At 65.2% G+C, this 19,603-nt stretch carries 16 protein-coding genes and 1 tRNA gene; 2 read left to right on the forward strand and 15 right to left on the reverse strand.

Going from position 1 to position 19,603, the window contains the following annotated elements; translation table 11 throughout:
• Positions 1 to 79: 79 nt before the first annotated feature.
• Positions 80 to 1,450 (forward strand): magnesium transporter, encoded by a 1,371-nt coding sequence (mgtE, locus tag ECTPHS_RS03600; RefSeq protein ID WP_008931324.1) that lies wholly within the window; start codon positions 80 to 82, stop codon positions 1,448 to 1,450.
• Between the two features lies 1 nt (position 1,451).
• Positions 1,452 to 2,819, forward strand: a complete 1,368-nt coding sequence (gene mgtE, locus ECTPHS_RS03605; RefSeq protein WP_008931325.1) for a magnesium transporter — start codon at positions 1,452 to 1,454, stop codon at positions 2,817 to 2,819.
• Between the two features lie 3 nt (positions 2,820 to 2,822).
• On the opposite strand, the gene recJ is transcribed toward mgtE (ECTPHS_RS03605), so the two are convergent.
• From recJ to ECTPHS_RS03680, 15 genes are all read right to left on the reverse strand, one after another.
• Positions 2,823 to 4,535 carry a single-stranded-DNA-specific exonuclease RecJ gene (gene recJ, locus ECTPHS_RS03610; protein ID WP_008931326.1) on the reverse strand — a complete coding sequence of 571 codons (1,713 nt, stop codon included), beginning with the start codon at positions 4,533 to 4,535 and terminating at the stop codon, positions 2,823 to 2,825.
• On the reverse strand, positions 4,532 to 5,599 hold the full coding sequence (locus ECTPHS_RS14520; RefSeq protein WP_050814197.1) for a hypothetical protein: 1,068 nt from the start codon (positions 5,597 to 5,599) through the stop codon (positions 4,532 to 4,534). The genes recJ and ECTPHS_RS14520 overlap by 4 nt, the downstream gene beginning before the upstream one ends.
• Positions 5,596 to 7,683, reverse strand: coding sequence for an ATP-binding protein (locus ECTPHS_RS13880; protein WP_168044635.1), 2,088 nt, complete (start codon positions 7,681 to 7,683; stop codon positions 5,596 to 5,598). Before ECTPHS_RS13880 ends, ECTPHS_RS14520 begins: the two co-directional genes overlap by 4 nt.
• Positions 7,684 to 7,696: 13 nt before the next feature.
• The gene (locus tag ECTPHS_RS03625; protein WP_040405052.1) at positions 7,697 to 9,085 is read right to left on the reverse strand and encodes an MFS transporter; all 1,389 of its coding nucleotides are present in this window, start codon (positions 9,083 to 9,085) and stop codon (positions 7,697 to 7,699) included.
• Positions 9,086 to 9,173: 88 nt separating this feature from the next.
• Positions 9,174 to 9,250 (reverse strand) — tRNA-Pro (locus ECTPHS_RS03630).
• A 72-nt stretch (positions 9,251 to 9,322) separates the two neighbouring features.
• Entirely contained in the window at positions 9,323 to 9,688 is a 366-nt protein-coding gene (locus tag ECTPHS_RS03635; protein WP_008931330.1) for a MerR family transcriptional regulator, read from the reverse strand.
• Positions 9,666 to 9,968: an integration host factor subunit alpha gene (ihfA, locus tag ECTPHS_RS03640; RefSeq protein WP_008931331.1), complete on the reverse strand. Its 303-nt coding sequence runs from the start codon at positions 9,966 to 9,968 to the stop codon at positions 9,666 to 9,668. Before ihfA ends, ECTPHS_RS03635 begins: the two co-directional genes overlap by 23 nt.
• A 3-nt stretch (positions 9,969 to 9,971) precedes the next feature.
• A complete protein-coding gene (gene pheT, locus ECTPHS_RS03645) occupies positions 9,972 to 12,350 on the reverse strand; it encodes a phenylalanine--tRNA ligase subunit beta (RefSeq protein ID WP_008931332.1) in 2,379 nt (792 codons plus the stop codon).
• 27 nt (positions 12,351 to 12,377) lie between these two features.
• The gene (gene pheS / locus ECTPHS_RS03650; RefSeq protein WP_008931333.1) at positions 12,378 to 13,397 is read right to left on the reverse strand and encodes a phenylalanine--tRNA ligase subunit alpha; all 1,020 of its coding nucleotides are present in this window, start codon (positions 13,395 to 13,397) and stop codon (positions 12,378 to 12,380) included.
• 105 nt (positions 13,398 to 13,502) lie between these two features.
• Positions 13,503 to 13,859 carry a 50S ribosomal protein L20 gene (gene rplT / locus ECTPHS_RS03655; protein ID WP_008931334.1) on the reverse strand — a complete coding sequence of 119 codons (357 nt, stop codon included), beginning with the start codon at positions 13,857 to 13,859 and terminating at the stop codon, positions 13,503 to 13,505.
• A gap of 25 nt (positions 13,860 to 13,884) precedes the next feature.
• Entirely contained in the window at positions 13,885 to 14,082 is a 198-nt protein-coding gene (gene rpmI, locus ECTPHS_RS03660; protein ID WP_008931335.1) for a 50S ribosomal protein L35, read from the reverse strand.
• A 110-nt stretch (positions 14,083 to 14,192) separates the two neighbouring features.
• Complete coding sequence (gene infC / locus ECTPHS_RS03665) at positions 14,193 to 14,711, reverse strand: translation initiation factor IF-3 (protein WP_083838751.1); 519 nt, start codon at positions 14,709 to 14,711, stop codon at positions 14,193 to 14,195.
• Positions 14,712 to 14,714: 3 nt separating this feature from the next.
• Positions 14,715 to 16,646, reverse strand: a complete 1,932-nt coding sequence (thrS, locus tag ECTPHS_RS03670; protein ID WP_008931337.1) for a threonine--tRNA ligase — start codon at positions 16,644 to 16,646, stop codon at positions 14,715 to 14,717.
• A gap of 268 nt (positions 16,647 to 16,914) precedes the next feature.
• A complete protein-coding gene (locus ECTPHS_RS03675; RefSeq protein ID WP_008931338.1) occupies positions 16,915 to 17,283 on the reverse strand; it encodes a membrane protein in 369 nt (122 codons plus the stop codon).
• A gap of 94 nt (positions 17,284 to 17,377) precedes the next feature.
• Positions 17,378 to 19,603, reverse strand: a 2,226-nt coding sequence (locus tag ECTPHS_RS03680) for a PepSY domain-containing protein (RefSeq protein WP_371200055.1), incomplete at its 5' end; no start/stop codon positions are given.

Genomic DNA, 19,603 nt, shown 5'->3' on the forward strand with positions numbered 1-19,603 from the left:
GTAACACGCATCGCTTGAGCGACCCTCCCCCGTGCCATCCGTTGCCGCGGATGGAGTGTGTCCTTGGCGGAGGCTGCCGATGGAGTTGGAATTCGAACAATACCTGCCCGAGATCCGCGAACTCCTGGCGCGGGACGATCACGAGGCCCTGCGCCGTACCCTGGACTCCATGCGCATCCAGGACATCGCCCATGTGCTGATGGCCCTGGAAGATGATGCCGTGGAACGGGTTTTCAACGCCCTTGCCCGCGGCCGCAAGGTGGACGTCTTTTCCTACCTGGATCCCCATCACCAGCACGCCCTGCTGGACCGCATCGCCCAGGCCGATGCCCGCCATATCCTGTCGGAGATGCTGCCCGACGACCTCACCGCCCTGCTGGAGGATCTGCCCCGGGACGAGGTGCGCCGGCTGCTGCGGCTGTTGCCCTTTCGCGCCATCCGCCGTGCCCTCACCCTGCTGGACTACCCGGATAACAGCGTCGGGCGCCTGATGACCCCCGAGTTCGTCGCCGTGGCGGCGGACTGGTCCATCCAGGACAGTCTGGACTTCATCCGGGTGCAGAAGGCACGGGGCGAGATGGCCAACGTGATCTTCGTCATCGATGACGAGCGTCGCCTGCTGACCAGCATTCCCCTGGGGCGTTTCGTCATGGGCCGGGCCGACGAGCCGGTCTCCAGCCTGGGCACCGAGCCCATGATCACCCTTTCCGTCAACGCGGATCGGGCCGAGGCGGTCCGGTTGATCCAGCACTATGACCTGGAAGTGCTGCCGGTCACCGACGATGACGGGGTGCTGCTGGGCATCGTCACCGTGGATGACGTGATGGACGTGGTGAAGGAAGAAACCACCGAGGACTTCCACAAGCTGGGCTCGGTGGGCGCCCTCAACCTGAGCCTGCGGGATGCCCGGCCTTCGCTGCTCTACCGCAAGCGCATCGGCTGGCTGCTGGTGCTGGTGTTCCTGAACATGTTCGGCGGCATCGCCATCGCCAGTTTCGAGGACACCATCTCGGCGGTGGTGGTGCTGGTGTTCTTCCTGCCCCTGATCATCGCCTCCGGCGGCAACGCGGGGGCCCAGGCCTCCACCCTGATGGTCCGGGCCATGGCCACGGGAGACGTGAAATCCTCCGACTGGTTCCGGCTCTGGGGCAAGGAGCTGTTGGTGGCCACCTCCCTGGGCCTGACCATGGGCATTGCCGTCTCGGCAGTGGGCCTGTGGCGGGGCGGCCCCGAGATCGCCCTGCTGGTGGCCATGGCCATGGCCATGGTGGTGGTGGTGGGCAGCATGGTGGGAATGATACTGCCCTTCATCCTCAGCCTGGCGCGCCTGGACCCGGCCACCGCCAGCGCCCCCCTGGTGACCTCGGTGGCGGACGTGGCCGGCATCCTGATCTATTTCAGCCTGGCCGTGGCGATTCTGAACCTGCCCGCCACCGGTGGAGGCCTGTGACATGACCGAGACTGCCACCCTGGAACGCCCCGGCCTGGCCGATCTACCCGCCCTGCTGGTGGAACAGGACTGGGAGTGCATCCAGGCCCTGCTGGCGGATCTGGCGGAGCCGGACATCGCCCATGCCCTGCCCGGACTGGCGCGGGCCGAACGGGTGCGGCTGATGCAGTTGCTGCCGCCGGAGCGGGCCTCCTCGGTCTATGCCTACCTGGATACCGGCCTTCAGACCGAGCTGCTGGAGGATCTCACCGACGAGGAAAAGACGCGCCTCATCGGTGAACTGTCCTACGACGATGCCGCCGCCATCCTGGACGAACTCCCGGATGAACACACCGACTCCCTGATGGAGATGCTGCCGGAGGCGGACCAGCAGGTGCTCAAGGCCCTGCTGGCCTTCCCGGAGCACAGCGCCGGCCGTCTCATGACGCCGGAGTTCGTGGCCCTCTCCCCTGCCTGGACCGTGCGCGAGGCCCTGGATCATGTGCGTGAACAGGCCCATGTGGGGGAGACCCTCAACACCCTGTTCATCACCGATGACGCGGGTCGCCTGCTGGGCTGGATCAGCCTCCAGGACCTGCTGCTCTCCCGTCCCCGGACCCGAGTGGAACAGCACTACCACCGGGATGTGATCCGCATCCACACCCAGGAAGACCGGGAAGAGGCAGCCCGCCTGATCGGCCACTATGACCTGCAGGCCCTGCCGGTGGTCGACGAGGACAACATCCTGGCGGGCATCATCACCGTGGACGACGTCATGGACGTGGTGGAGAAGGAAGACACCGAGGACTTTCACAAGATGGGCTCGGTGGGCGTGCTCAACCTGAGCGTGAAGGATGCCACCGCCGGCATGCTTTACCGTAAGCGCATCGGCTGGCTGGTGATCCTGGTGGTGGTGAACATCATGAGCGGGGCCGCCATCGCCTTCTTCGAGGCGGCCATCGAGAAGGTGGTGGCCCTGGTGTTCTTCCTGCCCATGGTCATCGCCTCCGGCGGCAACGCGGGGGCCCAGGCCTCCACCCTGATGGTGCGCGCCCTGGCCACCGGCGATGTCCAGGCCCGGGACTGGTTCCGGCTCTGGGCCAAGGAGTTGGTGGTGGCCCTGGGCCTGGGCACCACCCTGGGACTGGCGGTCTGGCTCATCGGTCTGTGGCTGGGGGGCACGGAAGTGGCCATCGCCATCGCCATCTCCATGGTGCTGGTGGTCATCACCGGCAGCATGTTCGGCATGGTACTGCCCTTCATCCTGGCCCGGTTCAGGCTGGACCCGGCCACCGCCAGCGCCCCCCTGGTGACCTCGGTGGTGGACGTGGCCGGCATCGTGATGTACTTCGCCGTGGCCACCCTGGTGCTGCGGATGGCGGGGATGTAGCGCTCAGAAGACGTGCTCCACCATCATCTGGACCGAGCACAGGCCCCGGTACTCGTTGCTGTCCAGACGATAGGCCAGGTGCATCCGGTCCCGGTCCTCCGGCCAGTCATCCGGGTCGGCGTTGAAGGCAATGCCGGTGATCGCTTCCCCCCCTTCGGGATGGCGCAGGCGCAGGCGCAGATGCCTGCCCTTGAGCCAGCGTCGCTCCAGCACCAGGAACTCCCCGTCGAACAGGGGTTCCGGGAAACCCTGCCCCCAGGGTCCCCCGGCGCGCAGGGCCTCGGCGGCCTCCAGGGTCAGCTCATGGGGGGCCAGCGGGCCGTCGCTGAGGACCACCCCTTCCAGCGCCGCCGGATCGACGCGCCGGCGCACGGTCTCGTCAAACACCCGCCGGAAGGTCTCGAAATGCGCCACCGGCAGGCTCAGACCCGCCGCCATGGCATGGCCGCCGAACTTGCTCACCAGGCCCGGATGGGCCGTGGCAATGGCATCCAGGGCATCCCGGACATGCAGCCCGGGGATGGAGCGGGCCGACCCCTTGAGCAGACCGTCACCGGCATCGGCGAAGGCAATCACCGGCCGGTGCACCCGGTCCTTGATGCGGGAGGCCACGATGCCGATCACCCCCTGATGCCAGGTCGGTTCATACAGGCACAGGCCGTGACCCGCCGTCCCCGTCAGCCCGCCTTCCAGCAGCCGACTCAGGCCGTCCAGGGCCTGATCCTGCATCTGCGCCTCCACCTCACGGCGATCCCGGTTCAGGTCGTCCAGGGCCTGCGCCAGGGTCAGGGCGCGCACCGGATCATCGGTGAGCAGACATTCGATACCGATACCCATATCGTCCATGCGCCCGGCCGCATTCAGGCGCGGCCCGGCGGCAAACCCCAGGTCCGTGGCCACCGCCCGGGCCGGATTGCGGCCCGCCACCTGCAGCAAGGCCAGGATCCCCGGCGCCGCCTGCCCGGCCCGCATGCGCCGCAACCCCTGCTCCACCAGGATGCGATTGTTGCGATCCAGGGGCACCACGTCCGCCACGGTGCCCAGGGCCACCAGATCCAGCAGATTGCCCAGGTTGGGCTCGGGGATGCCCCGGTGCTGGAACCAGCCCTGCTCGCGCAGGTGGGCGCGCAGGGCCGCCATCACGTAGAAGATCACCCCGACCCCGGCCAGGGCCTTGCTGGGAAAGGGGTCATCGGCCAGGTTGGGATTGACGATGGCCTCGGCCTCGGGCAGCCGCGCCCCGGGCAGGTGATGATCCGTCACCAGCACCCGCATGCCCCGGTCCCGGGCCGCCATCACCCCGTCCAGACTGGAGATGCCGTTGTCCACGGTGATGATCAGGTCCGGCCCCCGGCCCGCGGCCACCGCCACGATCTCCGGCGTCAGTCCGTAGCCGTACTCGAACCGGTTGGGCACCAGATAATCCACTGCCGCCGCCCCCATGGCCCGCAGGGCGCGCAGGGCCAGGGCAGTGCTGGTGGCGCCGTCGGCATCGAAATCCCCCACCACCAGGATCCGCTGTCCCTCGGCCAGGGCCTGGGCCAGCAAGGCCGTGGCCCGGTCGATTCCGCCCAGGGCACGGAACGGGGTCAGGCGGGACAGGGAGTGATCCAATTCCGCCGGGTCCATGACACCCCGATTGGCATAGAGCCGGGTCAGAAGGTCGGCGCCGTCGACCGCGGCCCGCGCCCGTTCCAGCCTGCGGGCGGCCTTCATGGGGCGTGCTCCGAGTCGGCGACCCCATGGCATTCGCCGAACGGACGGGGTCGCCGCCACCAGCGCCAGCGCGCCCGGCCATCCAGCCATACTCCCCGGCCATCCTCACCCTGGATCACCAGGTGCCGGAACCGGCCCCGCCCCAGGCCCTGACACAAGGGTTCGAACCAGGCCTGCTCCAGAGCGGCCAGGGCGTGCATCCAGGCCTCCAGGTCATCCGCGACGGCGGCCGCAAAAAGGTCTTCCAGCACCACCAGCACCGGCCCGGAGGTCCGCCATGCCGCGGCGGTGTCCGGTGGGGGATGCAGGGGCGTCCCGGTCCAGCGGCACAGCCCTTCCAGCAGCGGGCCGCGTCCGTGGGCCGCCGCCCATCTCCCCGGCGGTGGTGGGTTGGGCCAGCGGCCGCCGCCCCAGAGCCACAGGCTGTTCACCGGGGCCTCGCCCCGGGCCTCCCGGGCCTCGTTCGCCGGCGCGCCGAACAGCAGCATCTGCAATTCCGTCAGATCCCGTTGCCAGTCCCGAGCGGCGGCACCCTCCCGGGGCAACAGCCCCCCCACCCGCTGTCCCATGGCACGGGAAAGGGGCACCGTGGTCAACCCCGGGTCCGCCTCCAGGTACAGATGCCATTGCCCGGGGGCGGTGGCGTGCAACGTCCAGGGGCGCGCCTGAAAATGATCATTGATCCGGGCGACCAGGGAATCGCTCTCCGCGTCGGTCAGCGACGGGCCGACAGCCCGGGAAAGGATCAGATCATCCATGCCCACCGTCAAATGCACCGGGTCGGCACAGAGCCAGTACCCTTCGGGCACGCCGTCGGTGACGGCCAGCCGGGTCAGGGCGCCCATGGGGGCATCGGCACCGGCGCCGAAATGCCGGCACAACAGGGTTTCCAGGGCATCCGCGCAGGACTCGACCGGCCGGCCACGCGACCACAACCATTCCAGCGCGGGATAGCGTCCCAGGCCGCCATAGTCGGCCTGCCACCGGGCAACGCGCATCAGCAGGCCCGGCAGGATCAGGTAAAGGGCCTGATCCGCCACCGGTGAAACGGGGCGCGGCATCATGAGAGTTCCCTGTTGGATGTGGTCCTGCCTGTCCCCGGCGCCGATCCGGAAAACAGGTGTCGATCCAGCAGGGACACGAAGGCCGGGATGTCCAGGGGCTTGGTCAGATATTCATCGAAACCAGCGGCTTTCCCACGGATCACATCCCGCTGGGTGGCATTGGCGGTCAGGGCAAAAACAGGCGTTGACGCCGTCTGCACATCCGTCCGCAGGCACTCCAACATCCGATATCCGTCCATACCCGGCATGTTGATGTCCAGAATGATCAGATCCGGCCGATGGCTGCGGGCCAGAGCCAGCCCCAGATCGGCGCTGGGCGCCTGCAACAGACGAATGCCCGGATACCTGGCCAGGATCTGTGTCACCAGGCGCAGGTTGGCCGGATTGTCGTCCACATGCAGGACGCAGTGATGCAAGCCGTCATCCCGGGAGGAATGCGGGGCACCGTCGTTGCCTGTCGACGCCCCCGGCGAAGGCGCCTCCAACGCCACCGGCAACTCGAACCAGAACACGCTCCCACCGCCCGGCCGGGGCTCCGCTTCAATGCGGCCACCCATCAATTCCGTCAGACGTAGGGCGATGCTCAGACCGATGCCCGTCCCCTCGGTGATCGACCCGTCGTCATCCTGCCCCAGGCGGTTGAAGGGTTCAAACAGCTCGTCCAGGCGGGCGGGATCAATGCCCGGACCGGTATCGGCCACGCTCACCCGGATCGTCTCCGCCACGGTGTCCTGACGGGTCTCCAACCACACCTCGCCGCCTTCCGGGCGGTTGTACTTGATGGCATTGGACATGAGGTTGATCAGCACCTGCTTGAGCCGGATGCGATCCCCCATCACCACATGTCCCTCGGGGCAGTTCAGGTGCAGATGTATCCGCCGTTCGTCCGCCAGGGGGCGCAGCAACATGACGCACTCCGTCAGGACGGAGGCCATGGCCACCGGCTCCAGGGACAGCTCGATCTTGCCGGCCTCCAGCCGTGACAGATCCAGAATCTCGTTGATCAGTTCCAGCAAGTGTCGACCACCGCGCAGGATCTCGCGCACGTTGTCCCGCTGCTCCTCCCCCAGTACCGGATCCGCCTCCAGCAACTGGGAAAACCCCAGTACCGCGTTCATGGGCGTCCTGAGTTCATGGCTCATGCGGGACAGGAATTCGGACTTGGCCCGGTTTGCCTGCTCCGCCCGCTCCTTGGCCTCATGCCACTGCTGCATGGCAAGGTGACGTTCCTCCTCGGCGCCCAAGGCGGCCGCCAGCAGGGTGAGCAGGCGCACTTCTTCATCGCTCGGGCGACAGTTGCGCGCAAACACGACGCACAGGGAGCCTACTGCCTTACCTTGGCAATGCACCTTGTGGCCAAAATAGGCCTTGAGACCATAACGCCGTATCGCCGGATCCGTCTCGACATAGGGGGACCGCTCCAGATCCTCGATGATGAGGCACTCCAGACCGGCATCCTGGATCAGTGCATGGCAGACATGGCCTTCGGGATCATCTTCCAGGGGAAGATCCGGCGGACGGTTCCAATGGCCCAGGCTGCAGAGCCTGCCGGCAACCAGACGATTGTAGAAAGCCGCATCGCTACCGAACAGTTCCCCGCACAGCTGGGTGATCTTGCGCACGTTGTCGTCAAAATCCGGCCCCATGCTGGAAAGGCACTCGGTCAGTTTCATCAGTCGCCGCTCGGCCTGCTTGCGGTCGGTGACGTCACGGAGTATCCCCAGTGCATGCCAGCCCGTATCCAGATGCAGCGAGGACAGGGACAACTCCACCGTGATCTCGCGGTCGTCCTTGCAGCGGGCCTGCAACTCCAGGGTCCGGCCCATGGCAGTGCCGCAGCCGCTGCGCTCGATATTTACCAACTTGCGCCTTTTGATGCCCGGCAGGCCTCCGGGTACGATCATGTCGTGCAGATTCTGCCCCACGGCCTCCTCCCGGGAGTAGCCGAACAGGGCTTCCGCTGCCGGATTCCAAAAGGCCACCCGGCCACCGGGCGCCATCAGGATGATCGCGTCCCGTGCCGACTCGGTGATGGAGCGCATCAACGCACGGCTTCTTTCCAGTTCCTGAATACGCTCCTTCACCTGCCGCTCCATGTTATCCGTCGCCATCATCGAGACGGCCGGGTCTGACCATCCGATCGGGATTGGCCAGGCGGGCAATCAGCACCGCCAGCACGATGGCCGGCAGGCCGACGAGGGCCGATGACACGAAGAACCAGACCCAGCCCACCTGCTCGGCCAAAAGCCCGGTAAAGCCCGCCAGAAACTGACCCGGCAGCGTCATGATGGAACTGAACAGGGCGTACTGGGTCGCCGTATAGGCACTGTTGGTCAGGCTCGACAGATAGGCAATGAACACGGAAATGGCCACCCCTCCGCTGATGTTATCCGCCATGATGGCAAAGACCAGACCATACAACTCCGGACCCAGTCCGGCCAACCAGGAAAAGGTCAAATTGGTCAGGGGAGCCAGACAGGCGGTGGCGATGAGCATCCGGGTAATGCCAAAACGCATCACCAGAAGCCCTCCCAGAGCAGCCCCGGTCAGTGTCATGGCCAGACCGAAGGCCGCGGCCACGTTGGCAATCTCCGTCTTGGTAAAGCCCAGGTCCAGATAGAAGGGATTGGCCATCACCCCCATGAAGATATCGCTGATGCGAAACAGGGCCACGAACAGCAGCACCAGCAGGGCCGTCCTGCCGTACCGGTGCCAGAAATCGGCGAAGGGACAGACCACCGCGCTAATGAACCAGGCGGTGAAGCGGCGGCGCCAGCCGCGATGGCGGGTACGATCCAGATAGTCCACCACCCGCTGCTCCAGTTGCCGGGTGCCGCCATCGATGATCACTTCCGGCTCGCGGATGATCAGGGTGGTGATCACGCCCACGGCCATCAGCGCGGCCATCACCCCGTAGGAGAGGCTCCAGTCCCCCACCGCGGCCAGATGCAGGGCGCCTGCCCCGGCGGCCAGCAGGGCCACCCGGTAACCAAAGATATAGGAGGCCGCCATGGCCCCCTGCCGGTCCCGGCTCACCGCCTCGATGCGATAGGCGTCGATGGCGATGTCCTGAGTCGCCGACCCGAAGGCGGTGAGCACCGCCCAGACGGCCACCAGCCACAACTGCTCGCGGGGATCGGTCAGGGCAATGCCCAAAAGCCCCAGGGCGATCACCCCCTGGGCCAGGATCATCCAGGCCCGCCGCCGGCCCAACAGACGGGTCAGGAATGGCAGGGGCATGCGGTCCACCACCGGTGCCCAGAAGATTTTGATGCTGTGGGCCATGCCCACCCAGCTCAGGAAACCAATGGCGGCCAGTTCCACCCCCAGGTCACGCAACCAGGCGGTGAACGTACCTCCCACCAGCAGCAGCGGCAAGCCGGCGGCAAACCCCAGGAACAGCATGCCGATGACCCGGGGATGCCGATAGACGGACAGGGCACTGCGCCAGTCCCGGCGGTGTTCTGGAACGACCTCGGTACTCATGATGCGCGGCACCCCCGGCAAGGTTCGCGGGAACAGGACGAATGACGGGCACAAAAAACCCGGCCCAAGGGCCGGGTTTTTCGGGATTTGGTCGGGGCGAGAGGATTTGAACCTCCGACCACCTGCACCCCATGCAGGTGCGCTACCAGGCTGCGCTACGCCCCGAGAAAGTGCGGCATTATAGGGAGTATCTTTTCATTTGTGAAGGTTTTTTCAGTCAAAATTCCGAATATTTTTTCACGAGGACTTCTGCCGCAGGATATGCAGGATCTCCTCCAATTCCAGCCGCATCTGTCGGATGATCTGCTGGCTCTGGGAAGTATCCTCACGGGCCTCCTGCCCCGACAGTTTCTGTCTTGCGCCGCCGATGGTATAGCCCTGCTCATAGAGCAGGCTGCGGATCTGCCGGATCAGGATGACTTCCTGTCGCTGATAATAGCGGCGGTTGCCTCGCCGCTTGACGGGCTTGAGGGAGGGGAATTCCTGTTCCCAATAGCGCAGCACATGGGGCTTGACCCCGCACAGCTCGCTGACCTCCCCGATGGTGAAATAACGCTTCCCCGGGATGGCCGGGAGTTCGCTATTGTTCCCCGCTTCCAGCATAGGACTCGACCCTCGCCTTCAGTTTCTGACCGGGACGAAACGTCACCACGCGACGTGCGGAAATGGGGATTTCCTCACCGGTCTTGGGATTACGACCGGGTCGCTGGTTCTTGTCCCTGAGGGTGAAGTTGCCAAACCCGGACAACTTCACCTGCTCTCCCGATTCCAGTGCGGTGCGAACTTCCTCGAAGAAGAGCTCCACGAGCTCCTTGGCCTCACGCTTGTTAAGCCCGAGTTCTTCATGTAGCCGCTCCGCCATCTCCGCCTTTGTCAATGCCATCGATCAAGCTCTGAGGGTCGCCCCAACCTCTTCTTGTAATTTGGTCACGATGCCGTGGATCATCTCGTCCACTTTTTCGTCGGTAAGAGTGCTGGATAAATCCTGTAAAATCAAGCCTAAAGCGAGACTTTTTCTGCCCTCGGGTACACCCTGCCCAGTATACACGTCAAACAGGTTCACGCCCTTGAGGGCCTCGTGACCGGCGCCTTCGATGATTTCCACCACCCGGGCGGCCGGCAGGGTGGCATCCACCAGCAAGGCCAGGTCACGACGGATGGCCGGGAACCGACTCTGCTCCCGGAATCGGGGCAGACGGCCCCGGCAGACCTTGTCCAGGGACAGCTCGAACAGGAACACCGGCATTTCCAGGTCCAGCTCGGCTTCCAGCGCCGGGTTCAGGGCGCCCACCCAGCCCAGGGACTCTCCGTCCAGCACCAGTTCCGCGCTCTGGCCCGGATGCAGTGCAGGATGGCGGGCGGCCCGCCAGCTCACCCGCCGGTCCAGCCCTGCCAGGGCCAGCAGGGATTCCACATCCCCCTTGAGATCGAAGAAGTCCACCGGGCGCTCGGCCTGACCCCACTGGGCCGGCAGCAGGGCACCACAGATCAGGCCGGAGACGACCTTTTCCTGTTTCAATGCATCGCCTTCGGGCACGAACCTCAATCCCGTCTCGAACAGTCGCACCCGAGTCTGCTGACGATTGAGGTTGTGCCGGGCCGCCTTCACCAGCCCCGGCCAGAGGGTGGTGCGCATCACCGCCAACTCCGAAGAGAGGGGATTGGCCAGCTTGAGCGGTCGGGTATCCGGGGAGAACCGGGCTTCCAGGGCCTCGTCCACGAAACTGAAGGTGATGGCCTCCAGATATCCCAGGTCGCACAGACGGGACCGCAGGCGCCGAGGATCCACCCGCGCCTCGTCCAGCCAGGTGATGCCGGGGCGGACCAGGGGCAGCTCGGAAGGCAGATCGTCATAGCCATGAACCCGGGCGATCTCCTCCACCAGGTCTTCCTCGATGGCCAGATCGAAGCGGAACGAGGGCACCGTCACCTGCCAGGCCTCCCCTGCCCCGCTCACCTCGCAGCCCAGGGCCACGAGGATCTCCCGCATCCGCTCGGGCGGCAGCGCCAGGCCCAGCAGACGACTCACCCGGGCAGGCCGCAGGGTAATGGGCGCGCGCACCGGCACCTGGGATGCCTCCTCGGCGACAGTGGCCGGTCCCGGGGTACCGCCGGCGATCTCGCATAGCAACTGCGTGGCCCGCTCCAGGGCACGCAGGGGCAGCGCCGGGTCCACACCCCGCTCGAAACGATGGGAGGATTCGGTATGTAGCCCGTGATGACGGGCACGCCCCGCCACGGCCGTGGGCACGAAGTGGGCCGACTCCAGGAATACATCCCGAGTGTCATCGGTCACGCCGCTGGCCTCGCCGCCCATGATGCCCGCCAGGGCCAGCAGCTTGCCTTCGTCGGCGATCACCAGATCATCGCCGCCGAGGGTGAGCGGCTGGCCATCCAGCAGGATAAGGGTCTCCCCGTCCCGGGCCCGACGCACCACGATGGCACCGTCGAGCACGGCCAGATCGAAGGCATGCATGGGCTGACCCAGTTCCAGCATGACATAGTTGGTCACATCCACCAGCGGACCCAGGCTGCGGACCCCGGCCCGGCGCAGACGCTCCTGCATCCACAGCGGCGTGGGCGCGGCGGGATTCACGCCCCGGATCACCCGGCCGGCATAGCGCGGACAGTCCGCGGCCGCCTCCAGACGCACCGGAAAGACGTCCTCGCAGGCCGCCGGCACCGCCGGCACCTCAAGCACCTTCAGGGGCCGACCGGTCAGGGTCGCCACTTCCCGGGCCACCCCGGCCATGCTCAGGCAATCGGCCCGGTTCGGTGTCAGGTCCACTTCCAGAACCTGATCATCCAGCCCCAGCAGCACACGAATGTCCGTGCCCGCCGCCGGTTCGTCCGGCAGGGACATGAGACCTTCATGGGCCTCGGACAAACCCAGCTCGCGAGCGGAACAGAGCATGCCGAAGGACGGCACCCCCCGCAACTTGGCCTTCTTGATCTTGAAATCACCGGGCAGGACCGCGCCGACCCGGGCAAAGGGGGCGCGCATGCCCACGTGCACGTTGGGAGCGCCGCAGACCACCTGCACCGGCTCGCCGCTGCCGTCATCCACCTGACAGACCCGCAGCTTGTCCGCGTCCGGATGAGGCTCCACGGCGGTCACATGGGCCACCACCACGCCGGTAAAGGCCGGCGCCACCGCCGTGACGGCGTCCAGTTCCAGGCCCGCCATGGTCAGGCGATGGCCCAGGGCGTCCACCGCCAGTCCGTGATCCACCCACTGACCCAGCCATTGATTACTGATTTTCATGGATACTCAACCTTGATTCGGAATGGGTTAGACGAACTGGCGCAGGAAACGGATGTCATTGTCGAAGAATAGCCGCAGGTCGTTGACCCCGTAGCGCAGCATGGCCATGCGCTCCACTCCCAGCCCGAAGGCAAAGCCGGAATAACGTTCGCTGTCGATGCCCACATGCCTCAGCACATTGGGATGCACCATGCCGCAACCCATCACCTCCAACCAACCGGTCTGCTTGCAGACCCGGCAGCCGTGGCCGCCGCACTGCACGCACTGGATGTCCACCTCGGCAGAGGGTTCGGTGAAGGGGAAATAGGACGGCCGAAACCGGGTCTTCAGATCGTTCTGCTCGAAGAAGGCCCGCAGAAAGGCGTCCAGCACGCCGCGCAGATGGGCAAAGGTCACCTGCTCATCCACCACCAGCCCTTCCACCTGATGGAACATGGGGCTGTGGGTGAGATCCGAGTCGCAGCGATAGACGCGACCGGGGGCGATGATGCGCAGCGGCGGCGCCTGGTTTTCCATCACCCGCACCTGCACCGGCGAGGTATGGGTGCGCAACAGGGTGGTGGCATCGAAATAGAAGGTGTCGTGCATCGCCCGGGCCGGGTGATGGGACGGGATGTTGAGGGCCTCGAAATTGTGGTAATCATCCTCCACCTCGGGACCTTCCGCCACCGCAAAGCCCAGCTGCTCCAGCAGGGCCTGAATGCGCTCGATGGTCAGGGTGACGGGATGCAGGCCGCCGGGCTCCTGACGCCGCCCCGGCAGGGTCACATCCAGGGTCTCCGCCGCCAGACGGGCCTCCCGAGCCGCCATTTCCAGGGCCTCACGGCGCGCCTCCAGGGCCTCAGCCACCACCTGCTTGGCCTGATTGATGGCCTGACCGGCCTCCCGGCGCTGCTCCGGCGGCAATGCCCCCAGAGACTTCAACTGTTCGGTGATGACGCCCTTCTTGCCCAGGTAGTGCACCCGCAGATCATCCAGATGGCGCAGGTCGGCAGACGCCCGGATCGCTGTGAGCGCCGCGTCGGTGAGATTGGAAAGGGATTCCACGTGGAGCTTCCGTCGTTGCGTTGAAAACAAAAAGGGGAAAGGCCAGGCCTTTCCCCTTTTGACGTTCCCGCCCCGCCGTGCGGGGCAGGCCTGCGTCCGCAGTGCTTACGCCAGGGCAGCCTTGGCCTTCTCGGCGATACGGCCAAAGGCGGGCAGGTCATGCACTGCCAGATCAGCCAGCACCTTGCGATCAATCTCGACGCCAGCCTTGTTAAGACCGTCGATCAGACGGCTGTAGGACAGGTCGAACTCGCGGGCCGCGGCATTGATGCGCACGATCCACAGGGCGCGGAACTGACACTTGCGCTGACGGCGGTCACGATAGGCGTACTGACCGGCCTTGGTGACGGCCTGCACGGCAACGCGGTAGACGTTCTTGCGGGCACCATAGTAACCCTTCGCCTTGTTCAGCACCTTTTTGTGCTTGGCGTGGGCGGTTACACCTCTTTTAACTCGGGCCATGCTCTAAACTCCTGGGTGACTCGGCTCAGCCGTTGGGCAGCATCTGACGCACGGCGGCCACATCCGAAGCATGGATGTGGGCGGCGGAGCGCAGGTGACGCTTACGCTTGGTGCTCTTCTTCGTCAGGATGTGACGACGATGGGACTGGGCACGCTTGAAGGCACCCGAGCCGGTCTTGGTGAAGCGCTTGGCGGCGCCCCGATTGGTCTTCATCTTCGGCATCTTTGAACTCCGGATAATGTCGCCTCACTGACGACATGTTGGTCGAGACGCACAGGTGTACCGTGACCCGTGCATCCGTTTTATTGTAGCTGCCGGTTACTGCCGACTGCTCACTTCTTCTTGGGGCTGATCACCATGATCATCTGGCGACCTTCCATCTTGGGGCGCTGCTCCACCGTGGCCAGTTCGCCCAGATCGGCTTCGATCCGGTCGAGCAACCTTGCACCCAGCTCCTGGTGCGCCATCTCGCGACCGCGGAACCGGATGGTGACCTTGCATTTGTCACCATGCTCCAGAAAGCGGTTGAGATTGCGAAGCTTGACCTGGTAGTCGCCTTCGTCCGTTCCCGGACGGAACTTGACTTCCTTGATCTGAACCTGTTTCTGATTTTTCTTGGCAGCCTGCGTCTTCTTGCTGTGCTCGAACTTGAATTTACCGTAGTCCATGACCCGGCAGACCGGTGGTTCGGCCGTCGGCACGATTTCCACCAGATCCAGATCCGCCTCTTCGGCAATTCTCAGAGCTTCGCGAGTCGGCATGACCCCCATGTTCTCGCCGTCTTCACCAATCAGGCGCACCTGGGGAACATTGATCTGCTCGTTTAATCGGTTCTCTTTACCAGCGCTGATATGTCAATCCTCCAAAATGGAATGGCCGCGGCTCGCGGTTTCGAGGGAGAGACGCTGAATCAGGGAATCGATCTCCATCGACCCCAGGTCTCGCCCATCGCGCGTGCGCACGGCGACTGTACCCGTATCCTTTTCCCGGTCCCCCAGGACCAGCAGATACGGCACTCGTTGAAGCGTATGCTCGCGGATTTTAAAGCCGATCTTCTCGTTTCTCAAGTCCGCTTCGGCGCGGAACCCCTGCTCGCGCAGCAGATCGGCCACCTGACGGGCATAATCGTTCTGCCGATCGGTGATGGTGAGCACCTGCACCTGTACCGGCGCCAGCCACAGGGGGAAGTGCCCGGCATAGTGCTCGATGAGCACGCCGAAGAAGCGTTCCACCGACCCCAGCAGGGCGCGATGGATCATGATGGGCCGCTTGCGGGTGTTGTCGTCCGCCACGTACTCCATGTCGAAGCGTTCCGGCAGGTTGAAGTCCAGCTGTACCGTGGAGCACTGCCACTGACGACCGATGGCGTCACGGATCTTGATATCGATCTTGGGGCCGTAGAAGGCACCGCCGCCCTCGTCCACCTCATAGGCCAGCCCCTTCTTCTCCAGGGCCGCCCGCAGCGCGGCGGTGGCATGCTCCCAGATGTGATCCGAGCCCACGGCCTTGTCCGGACGAGTGGACAGGTTGATATCGAAGTTCTCGAAACCAAAAGCCTGCAGCACCGCCAGGGTGAGATCCAGGATCCGCAGGATCTCCGCCTCGATCTGATCCTCCCGGCAGAAGATGTGGGCATCGTCCTGGGTAAAGCCGCGCACCCGCATCAGGCCGTGCAGGGCACCGGACATCTCGCGGCGGTAGACCGTCCCCATCTCCGCCCAGCGCAGGGGCAGGTCACGGTAGGAACGCAGGCGATCCTTGTACACCAGCACATGGAACGGACAGTTCATGGGCTTGAGCTGGAAGGCCTGATGCTCGTCCTGCATGGGCTCGTACATGGACTCGGCATAGAAGTCCGCATGACCGGAGGTCTTCCACAGCTCCAGGTTGGCGATATGGGGGGTATACAGAAACTCGTACCCCGCCCGCTCATGCATCTCGGACCAGAACTGTTCGATGGCGCGGCGGATGCGGGCGCCGTTAGGGTGCCAGAATACCAGGCCGCCGCCCGCATCCTCCTGGATGGAGAACAGGTTCAGTTCCTGGCCGATGCGACGATGATCGCGGCGCTCCGCCTCCGCCAGGCGGTGGAGATACTCTTCCAACTGCTGCTTGTTGGGCCAGGCGGTACCGTAGATGCGCTGGAGCATCTCGTTCTTGGAGTCCCCGCGCCAATAGGCACCGGCCACTTTGGTGAGCTTGAAGGCCTTGAGCTTGCCGGTGCTGGGTACGTGGGGGCCACGGCACAGGTCGGTGAACTCGCCCTGGCTGTAGAGGGAGATATCCTCGTTGGTGGGAATGTCGGCGATGATGCGGGCCTTGTATTCCTCCCCTTGCTCGCGGAAGAATGCCACGGCCTCGTCACGGGGCATGACCCGGCGCGCCACCTTCAGGTCGGCCTTGGCCAGTTCCTTCATCTTCGCCTCGATCTTTTCCAGGTCTTCCGGATGGAAGGGGCGTTCGTAGGCGAAATCATAGTAGAACCCGTCCTCGATCACGGGACCGATGGTCACCTGGGCGCCGGGATAGAGAGTCTTCACCGCCTGGGCCATGAGATGGGCGGTGGAATGGCGGATCATGTCCAGCCCTTCCGGATCCCGGTCGGTGATGATGGCCAGACGGACATCGTCCTCGATCAGATGGGACGCATCCACCAGGCGATCGTCGATCCTGCCGGCCAGGGTGGCCTTGGCCAGACCGGGACCGATGTCGGCGGCCACCTGGGCCACGGTGACGGGCGCATCAAAGCTGCGCCGGCTGTTGTCGGGGAGGGTGATGACGGGCATGCGGAATATCTCCTGCGCCGGCCTGTACGAGGGGTCGTGCGCTGTTCGTGATGAAGGGAAAACCCCGTGGGAATAGGCGTCGGCCTGCTCATCCCGGGGTAAGGGTGACCGGCGGCCCGGCCGTTGTCGGCGTCTGAACCCGACAACGGCACTCAGGCTAGCGAAATTGATGAAAAATCACAAGTCATCCGCGAGAATCGGGCGTCAGTCGCGGCCAAGGGCCTCTCCCACGGGGGCTGCTACCCAAGCCGTTCCCGGAACGCGTCCATCACCAGGACCAGCGTTCGGGATGAGTCACCGCTTGACCCTCGCCCAGGGCCTTCAATCCCTTCACGCACCGAATGATCAGCCAGACAAACCAGAACAACAGCACCAGATACCCGATCAGGACAAACGCCAGCAACACGCCCACGACCATGTACACCAGCCCCATCCAGAAAGTGCGGATCTGGAAATCATAATGGCTTCTCAACCAGCCACTGCTGTCCCCCCGATAGACATAGGCCACGATCACACCGATCAGCCCCGTCAGACCGACGATGGGCGAGATCAGATACAGCACATAGATGATCTTCGGCATCAGGGTCTGATCCTTGCCCGGCTGTCCAGCCGCCGTGTTTCCAGAAATCTCCGACATGTCCGGTTCTCCCATGAGGTTGAGACGACACTACCGGCCCGCCCCCGCGGTCGGCAGAAATGCACAGGATAGCATTGGGCCGAGAAAGCACCACTCAGTCGATCAGATCCATCCGCAGCTTGCCGGCGGCCTCCCATTCCCCGAGGCGCCGGGCCGCCTGATCCAACGTCAGCCCTTCACGCGCCGCCAGGATCTGTGCCAGGGCCGTGCGCACCCCCTCTCCCAGGGTCCGGGCATTGCCGCAGACATAGATCACCGCGTCACGGTCCAGCACCCAGTCCATCAGCGTGTCGGCGGTGCCATGCAACCGGTCCTGCACATAGCCGCCCCCATCCGGATCCCGGGAAAACACCGCATCCAGCCGGTGCAGATACCCGTCCCGATACCAGGCTTCCAGCTGCTCGCCATGGAAGAAATCCCCGGCACGCTTGCGATTGCCGAAAATCAGCCAAGCCGGACGGCGGGATTTCCGGCAGGCCTGCTCGGCGATGAAGCCGATGAACGGGGCAATCCCGCAACCGGCGGCCAGCATGATCATCGGCCGTTCCGGGTCCTCGGGAGGATTGAAATCCGGATGGGCACGCCATTGCCCCTCCAGCATGTCGCCCTCCTTGAGTTGCCGGCACAGCAGACCCGAAGCCTTGCCCAGCCGCTGCGTCCCATCCGCCTCCCGATGGGTCACCAGGGCCACGGTCAGCAGGATCGAACGTGGATCATCCTCCGGCGTGCTGCCGATGGAATAGGGTCGCGCCGGCTCACCGGCACCAGGCCGCACCAGCAGCAGATCCCCCGGCCGGAACGCCAGCGGCGCGTCGCTTTCAAACCGCAGGCGCCAGACCTCATGGGTATCCGGGTCGGTTGGATCATTGAGTTGGCGACGCTCCCGCAGGGTCAGCCGGACCGGCAGGTCCCCCCGGGGCGCGTCCACGTCTCCAAGACCGATACCCAGCAGGGCAGCCACCCGGTCCAGCCATCGGCGCCAGTCCGCCGCCGGATCCCCGTCCACTTTCACCATGGGCAGGGTTTCCTGGCCTCCGGCGGCCAGCAGGGCCGCGCGCAACTGCTCGCCACCCCGACAAAAGTGGGTATAACCGCGATCCCCCAGGGCCAGGATGGAAAACCGGCAACCGGCCAGATCCGCCCCCTCCAGGGCCTTGAGAAACGAACGCGCCTGTTCCGGTACCTGCCCTTCCCCCGCCGTGGACGCGATCAGGAACACCTGACGAAACCCCTTGAGTTCCACCGGGGTCAGCCCCGCCAGCGAGGCATGCATCACCCGGGCACCCCCGGCCTGCAGGGCCTGACGGGTCAGATCGGCGAGCCTGGCTGCCGTCCCGGTCTGACTGGCGTGGGCCACCAGGATATCCGCATCCGCGTCACCGCTGCGCCGGCGACCCTGGCGGATACGACGGGCCCAGGACCAAAGCCCTGTCCCCATCAACCCTATCAGGAGCACGGACGCCAGCAGATTGAGCAGGCCGGACCAGGCGCCGGCCCAGGTGCCTTCATGCAGGGACTTCACCAGGCCCGGGAAGCTGTCCTGCCGGATCACTCCATGACGGCTCACCACGTACACCGCCTCGCCGGCAGGGTCCACCCCCCGCACCGCCGCGGCCGAGTTCTTCACCCGAGTCACTTCCCTCACACCGGACAGATCACCGGTGGCCATGGCCGTCTCAATGGCGGGCGCCATGCCCATGCGCGGGTCCTCGGGATACAGCGGCGGCAGCTGGGGCGTGCCGATGTGCAAGGACATGAGGATCCCGGTCACCGAGACCATCAGTACCAGCGGCAGGGCCACCCAGCCGCCCACCACATGCCAACCCATGAGGGTCCGGCGCAACCGGGGCCAGGCCAGGAAGGGGCCGACAATGATCACCAGCACCATCAGGTAGGTGGCGATCTCCACCACGATGGCGGCATTCAGCAACAGGTCCTTGTGCAGATGTTTGATGGTATTGAAGAAATCACCCTGCTCGCCGCGAGGCTCCAGCGCTTCACCGGTGCTCAGGTCAAAGCTCATGAATTGGGAGCCGCCCTGCTGACGGAACTCCAGCAGCACCACATCGCCCGCCTCCACCGCCACGGACCGCGCCCGCTGCCCGGGATCGACCTGGTTGAGCAACCGCACCAGTGCGACGGCATCCGCCGGCGTCTCGGCCGCGGGCCCGGAACGCAGGTCATCCAGGATGGGATCAAAGGATAGGATCGCCCCGGTCACGATGATGAGGGCGAACAGAGGCAGCAGAAGCAGGGTGAGCCAGCGGTGCAGCCAGATCAGTGCCCGTTTTGGGCCTGGGGTCATGGGTGTTGTCCTTGA

The organism is Ectothiorhodospira sp. PHS-1 (assembly GCF_000225005.1).
In the GTDB taxonomy this organism is placed as follows: Bacteria; Pseudomonadota; Gammaproteobacteria; order Ectothiorhodospirales; family Ectothiorhodospiraceae; genus Ectothiorhodospira.

Bases quoted from the DNA above. Each gene is read 5' to 3' on its own strand.
- mgtE (WP_008931324.1), top strand. From the start codon at position 80: ATGGAGTTGGAATTCGAACAATACCTGCCCGAGATCCGCGAACTCCTG.
- mgtE (WP_008931325.1), top strand. From the start codon at position 1,452: ATGACCGAGACTGCCACCCTGGAACGCCCCGGCCTGGCCGATCTACCC.
- recJ (WP_008931326.1), bottom strand. From the start codon at position 4,535: ATGAAGGCCGCCCGCAGGCTGGAACGGGCGCGGGCCGCGGTCGACGGC.
- ECTPHS_RS14520 (WP_050814197.1), bottom strand. From the start codon at position 5,599: ATGATGCCGCGCCCCGTTTCACCGGTGGCGGATCAGGCCCTTTACCTG.
- ECTPHS_RS03625 (WP_040405052.1), bottom strand. From the start codon at position 9,085: ATGAGTACCGAGGTCGTTCCAGAACACCGCCGGGACTGGCGCAGTGCC.
- ECTPHS_RS03635 (WP_008931330.1), bottom strand. From the start codon at position 9,688: ATGCTGGAAGCGGGGAACAATAGCGAACTCCCGGCCATCCCGGGGAAG.
- ihfA (WP_008931331.1), bottom strand. From the start codon at position 9,968: ATGGCATTGACAAAGGCGGAGATGGCGGAGCGGCTACATGAAGAACTC.
- pheT (WP_008931332.1), bottom strand. From the start codon at position 12,350: ATGAAAATCAGTAATCAATGGCTGGGTCAGTGGGTGGATCACGGACTG.
- rplT (WP_008931334.1), bottom strand. From the start codon at position 13,859: ATGGCCCGAGTTAAAAGAGGTGTAACCGCCCACGCCAAGCACAAAAAG.
- rpmI (WP_008931335.1), bottom strand. From the start codon at position 14,082: ATGCCGAAGATGAAGACCAATCGGGGCGCCGCCAAGCGCTTCACCAAG.
- thrS (WP_008931337.1), bottom strand. From the start codon at position 16,646: ATGCCCGTCATCACCCTCCCCGACAACAGCCGGCGCAGCTTTGATGCG.
- ECTPHS_RS03675 (WP_008931338.1), bottom strand. From the start codon at position 17,283: ATGTCGGAGATTTCTGGAAACACGGCGGCTGGACAGCCGGGCAAGGAT.